Source organism: Colwellia sp. BRX8-7 (genome assembly GCF_014077275.1).
Lineage (GTDB): Bacteria > Pseudomonadota > Gammaproteobacteria > Enterobacterales > Alteromonadaceae > Colwellia_A.
This window is the reverse complement of the sequence record NZ_JACGVP010000038.1, coordinates 1-5736: the sequence shown is the minus strand read 5'-3', so window position 1 is coordinate 5736 and position 5736 is coordinate 1. Positions and strand designations below refer to the sequence as shown.

General features: G+C 35.9%; 3 protein-coding genes. All 3 read left to right on the top strand.

Annotated elements, in window-relative coordinates:
• Positions 1-1038, top strand: a 1038-nt coding sequence (locus H4J57_RS18965; RefSeq protein WP_182243918.1) for a site-specific integrase, incomplete at its 5' end; no start/stop codon positions are given.
• A 701-nt stretch (positions 1039-1739) separates the two neighbouring features.
• Positions 1740-2642, top strand: coding sequence for a phosphate/phosphite/phosphonate ABC transporter substrate-binding protein (locus tag H4J57_RS18960; RefSeq protein ID WP_182243917.1), 903 nt, complete (start codon positions 1740-1742; stop codon positions 2640-2642).
• On the top strand, positions 2642-5041 hold the full coding sequence (locus tag H4J57_RS18955; protein WP_182243916.1) for an EAL domain-containing protein: 2400 nt from the start codon (positions 2642-2644) through the stop codon (positions 5039-5041). The genes H4J57_RS18960 and H4J57_RS18955 overlap by 1 nt, the downstream gene beginning before the upstream one ends.
• Positions 5042-5736: the final 695 nt, after the last annotated feature.

Genomic DNA, 5736 nt, shown 5'->3' with positions numbered 1-5736 from the left:
TTAGGTTTGATCACTTATTACCTGTTTTATCGCTTAAACGGAAAACAGGTTAATTACCGATTAGGTGTTGATGGTCAAATGACACCTGCTCAAGCAAGAGATTTAGCAAAAAGTAAAATTGCCGATGTTACTCAAGGTGTAGATGTTCAAGCGTTAAGGAAACAAGAACGTACTAGTACCAAATATTCCAAACTCTCTTCACTTCAATACTTCTTAGATGAAAAGTACACACCTTGGCTTAAATCACGCAATCCTAAAACAGCCGAAAAAACAGTGACAGCGTTTAAATCATCATTTCCTAAGTTGATGGACTTTCAATTATCCGATATTAACGCGTGGGAGATCGAGAAATGGAGAAATAAGCGTTTAGCTGATGGTGTTAAGCCTGCAACAACTAATCGTCAAATAAACACGATTAAGGGCTGTTTAAGTCGAGCGGTTGAATGGGGTGTTATTGATAGTCATGATTTACGTAAGGTTAAAACACTAACCGTTGATAACTCAAAAGTACGTTACTTGTCTAAAGATGAGGAAAGTAGGTTACGTGAAAGCCTAAAAGTATGCGATACAGCGTTTTTAGAAGTCATCGTTTTACTCGCAATGAATACAGGCATGCGCAAAGGGGAGTTATTATCTCTACAATGGCATGATATTAACTTTGATAATAAAATACTGACAGTAGATTTTCAAAACGCTAAGTCTGGTAATACCCGTCATATACCGCTCAATACAGAGGCGTTTAATCAACTTATCCATTGGCAAAAACTATCAGGTAGCGAAGGTTATGTTTTTAAAGGTAGGAACAATGAACCTTTAAAAGACTTTCCGTCTCTTTGGGCTGAAATATTAGATGAAGCCAACATCACTCATTTTCGTTTTCATGATTTACGTCATCACTTTGCCAGTAAGTTAGTCATGGCAAGTGTTGATTTAAATACCGTGCGTGAGTTATTAGGTCATAGTGATTTAAAAATGACATTAAGATATGCGCATTTAGCGCCTGAGCATAAAGCGGCGGCGGTTAACTTGATTGGCTAATGATCACAAAGTGCGCAAAGAAGAAGTTATATTTTTATATTGTGAGCGTTGATGTAGGTCAACAGTACAAACGTTGGTTGACTTAAGCAGGTCGATAGCCAACCTAATAATTATCGACTAAGCGGACGTTGATAAAATGGTTTTGCGACTTACTTTATTATCACAAAAAGCAATTTACTGTCTCATCATCTACGTATCTCTATAAGCCAATAAATGCCATTCTAATTTAGTGTCTGATATTAGTTAAAAGCACTAGTTTTTAAATATATCTAAAATATAAAAAAACCACATTCAAATATTTTCGGACAAACTCTACTAAGTGTTACTCGTCTCCCAAAATAAGCTCAAGTCAATAAAACATAATTTATGTTTTTACTGTGTTTACAGTTTTAGATTAATTTCATACAAACTTAGTCTGAATTAATAAAAACCCATACCAAGTATCTGACGTTCAAAGGCAAGCAGTGTTTTTCAAGGTATTTGGCACTGCTTACCCAAATTTGAAATAATATATTTATGGTCTATTGATCGATATCCTAATCAAAACCCATGCAATTCATACCTTTTGTATCTTGGTATATGTGGTATATGTGGTATATTACGCAAGTGATTTTTTCAAATTAAAAAGTTATTATCAAATTTATAATAATAAGTTATTATCAAATTCAAAAAGATAACTTACTATGATAAGTGGACTTTCTATGAAAAAATTACTTATTATATTTATTGCCTATCTCTTGACTGCCTGTGAGCAAAAAACGACTGACAATACCTTGCAGTATAGTAGTACCTCACCCAACGACAATGGTGTTATAGTCTATCGTCTTGCTATTCACCCGTTACATAATCCTCAAAAATTGTTCGAGGCTTATCAACCGCTGGTTGATTACCTAAATAGCGAACTACAATATATTAAGATTGAGTTGGAAGCATCACGAGACTATCAAACCTTTGAAAAGAAATTTCGTGCCCGCCAACCGGAGTTGTTATTACCAAATCCTTGGCAGACAGTGCAAGCAATGGATAGCGGTTATCATGTTATAGGTATGGCAGGAGACGCTGATGATTTTAAGGGGATATTTATTGTTCGTAAAGATAATGATATTATTGAACCCCTCCAATTAGAGGGTAAACGTGTAAGTTACCCAGCGCCCACAGCACTTGCCGCCGCGATTATGCCGCAATATTTTTTGTACACTCATGGCATCGATATCAATCAACATACTGAAAATGTTTATGTTGGTTCTCAAGAGTCTTCAATCATGAATGTTTATCTTAGTAATGTCACTGTAGGTGCCACTTGGCCACCATCTTGGCGATCATTTAAAAAAGATAACCCCGAACAAGCAAAGCAACTGAAAGTTGTTTGGCAAACGCCCTCATTGATTAATAATTCAGTAATGATAAGAGATGATGTCCCTGACAAAATTAGTAAACAAATACAGAGTTTACTCATCAATTTAGGTGATTCAGAGCATGGGCAAGTTATTCTCACAGGCATGGAAACAGCTCGAATCACTAGCGCCAATGATGAGGACTATGATGTCGTACGTACTTACATAAAAAACTTCGAAGATAAAGTACGTCCAGTGGAGAATAAATAATGTTTAAAACGCTGCAACAATTAATGTTAGGAAGCTTACATCGTCAATTAATTGTTGGTATGACGCTAACGGTGACATTAATGATGGGGTTATTTGTCTGGAATATTATCCATCACGCGCAAACGGTTAAAATCGAACAATATAAAGTTCAAGCCGTTGCCCTTGCTGACAGTTTATCGACCTCATCGGCAATCTGGGTCGCTTCGCGAGACTTCAGTGGTTTACAGGACATTGTCGATGGTGTTTCTCGCTATCCCGATTTAAAACACGCCATAGTATTAGACCCTCGTGGACAAGTTATGGCACATACGGAGAAAGATAAAGTCGGCTTGTACATAACTGAATTACCAAAAGAAAACGAACATCAAACTGTACATTTGACCACTAATATTATTGATGTCACCAAAGCCATCATTTTAGCGGACCGAAAAATTGGCTGGGTACGTATTGGTTTAGACCGTAAACCCTTTGTCGATCAAATAGCAAAAATTAAAACAAATGGTTTTTATTATGCACTAATTACTATTTTATTGGGTACACTCATTACCACACTGGCTAGCCATTACTTGACCCGCCGCTTGTTTACTATTCAAAAGGTCGCTAATAAAGTACAAGCAGGTGCTAATCATTTACGTGTCAACATGCAGGGTACTGATGAAGCGGCATTACTCGCTCGACAGTTCGATCGTATGCTCGATAGTTTAACCCAAAGAGAAATGCAATTGGCTTCATTTTACTCATTAGATCTAGTGGGTTTAGCTATCACCTCTCCCGAAAGAGGTTGGATAAGTGTCAACAATTGCTTGTGCAATATGTTGGAATATTCCGAACAAGAGCTACAAAAGATGACTTGGGCTGAACTAACACACCCTGATGATTTAGAAACCGATATACAACAATTTAATAACATATTTTCTAATAAAGTTGAAGGTTACAGCTTGGAAAAGCGTTTTATTAGTAAAACAGGCAAAGTTATTACCACCATGTTAGTGGTGCGCTGTGTTCGTAAAATAGATGGCAGTGTTGATTATGTTATGGCAATGGTTGCAGACATTAGCCAACAAAAAGCTGATGCCATTAAAATAGAGCAACTTGCTTTTTATGATCCCCTAACGCAATTACCTAATCGACGACTGTTAAGTGACAGGTTAAAACAAGCATTAACGTTTAGCGCTCGTAGGCACCTTTATGGCGCTGTGCTGTTTCTCGATCTGGACGACTTCAAGACACTTAATGATACACAGGGTCATGATATAGGTGATATCTTACTCAAAGAAGTGGCTAAACGATTAACCGCTTGCGTACGAGATACTGACACGGTATCACGTTTTGGAGGCGATGAATTTGTCATTCTATTAGAGGGATTAAATTGTAACAGAATGACTGCGGAAGAAGAGACGAAAGTTGTTGCAGGTAAAATATTAGATAAGATTAACGAGCCTTATAAAATGGCTAACTATACCCATGTGGGTACTATCAGTATTGGCGCGACATTATTTTTCGGCCACGAGTTAACAATTGAAGAACTGTTAAAACAAGCTGATATTGCCATGTATGAGACTAAGAATGATGGCCGTAATGCCTTATGCTTTTTTGAACCACAGATGCAGACTACCATTAATCACCGAGTAGAGCTTCAACGTGATTTGATCTACGCACTAGAACATCGACAATTCCAGTTGTATTATCAAATACAAATGGATAGTTCAAATAAACCATCAGGTACGGAAGCACTGATACGCTGGATTCATCCTAAGCAAGGTTTAATTTCTCCTTTTCATTTTATTTCAATAGCAGAAGACTCAGGTATTATTGTTGAAATAGGAATATGGGTATTGGAAACCGCTTGTGCTCAACTTAAAGCTTGGCAAAGTAATGCTGATACCGCAGGACTATCAATAGCAATTAACGTCAGCGCTAAGCAATTTCATCAAATTAATTTTGTAGACACAATCAAAAATGCTATAGATATTTATGACATCAATTCGTCACTCCTAAAAATCGAGTTAACTGAAAGTTTATTGTTGATAAATATAGAAGAGATTATTGCCAAAATGAATGATTTGGCAGCAATTGGTATTCAGTTCTCATTAGATGACTTTGGTACGGGTTATTCATCGTTACAATACTTAAAGCGATTGCCATTGTATCAGCTTAAAATTGATCAATCCTTTGTACGTGATCTAGGTATAAATATTAGCGATGAAATCATTGTTACGACTATTATTTCGATGGCACATAGTTTGGGGTTGAATGTAATTGCAGAAGGTGTAGAAACTGAAGAACAGCAAAGATTTCTATTAAGTCAAGGGTGTAAAAATTTTCAGGGCTATTTTTTTGGTAAGCCAATACCTATTAATGAGTTTGAAAAATTATTATCTGAATCGAAGCCTAAATGATAAAAATGGTGATTTATACGCCATTTAATATGAATAAGATTAGCGGGAATTGCTCAATTAACTATAATTAATCAGTCCTGCTGAATGTGAAGCGCTGCATTATTATTTTCATCCTGCGACAAGGTAAGCTTAAAGTTTGACTGATGTCTTTAATATGAGCATGTAAAGTATCTCAAATATCATGTTACGTTAAAAAATCATTGGTTTTTTCGTATCACTTCATAACGGTACCAGATAAATGATCTTAATTAATATTAACTCGCTGTTCGACTGTTTGTTGTATTGATGGCGGCGGTTCCTCGTTCTTCAGTATTATGAATTTAAAAATATCGCTAATTCCAGTAAAGCACAACCAGTTTTGCTAATGATATTCTGTGAACGACGCCATAGTCTATTTTACATTCAGGTTGAGCGACTCATAGACAAAACTCATCATTTTTATATTTATGAGGAACGTCCACTATCGGGAAATTGCAAGAGTAATTTGATTGTTCATCCATGTCCGCTCTAGATCAAAACATACAAAAATTTTCAGTATAAATTCTCAAATGCTAATGTCTTCACTGTGGCCATTAGTTAGCTTTCTGCTAAAGTAATAATTCTTTACGCCATAATTAGTTAATACCCACAAATCAATAATATAATGATGATTAATCTATACATATCTGATATTTTCTAAGAAGTTATAAATATAT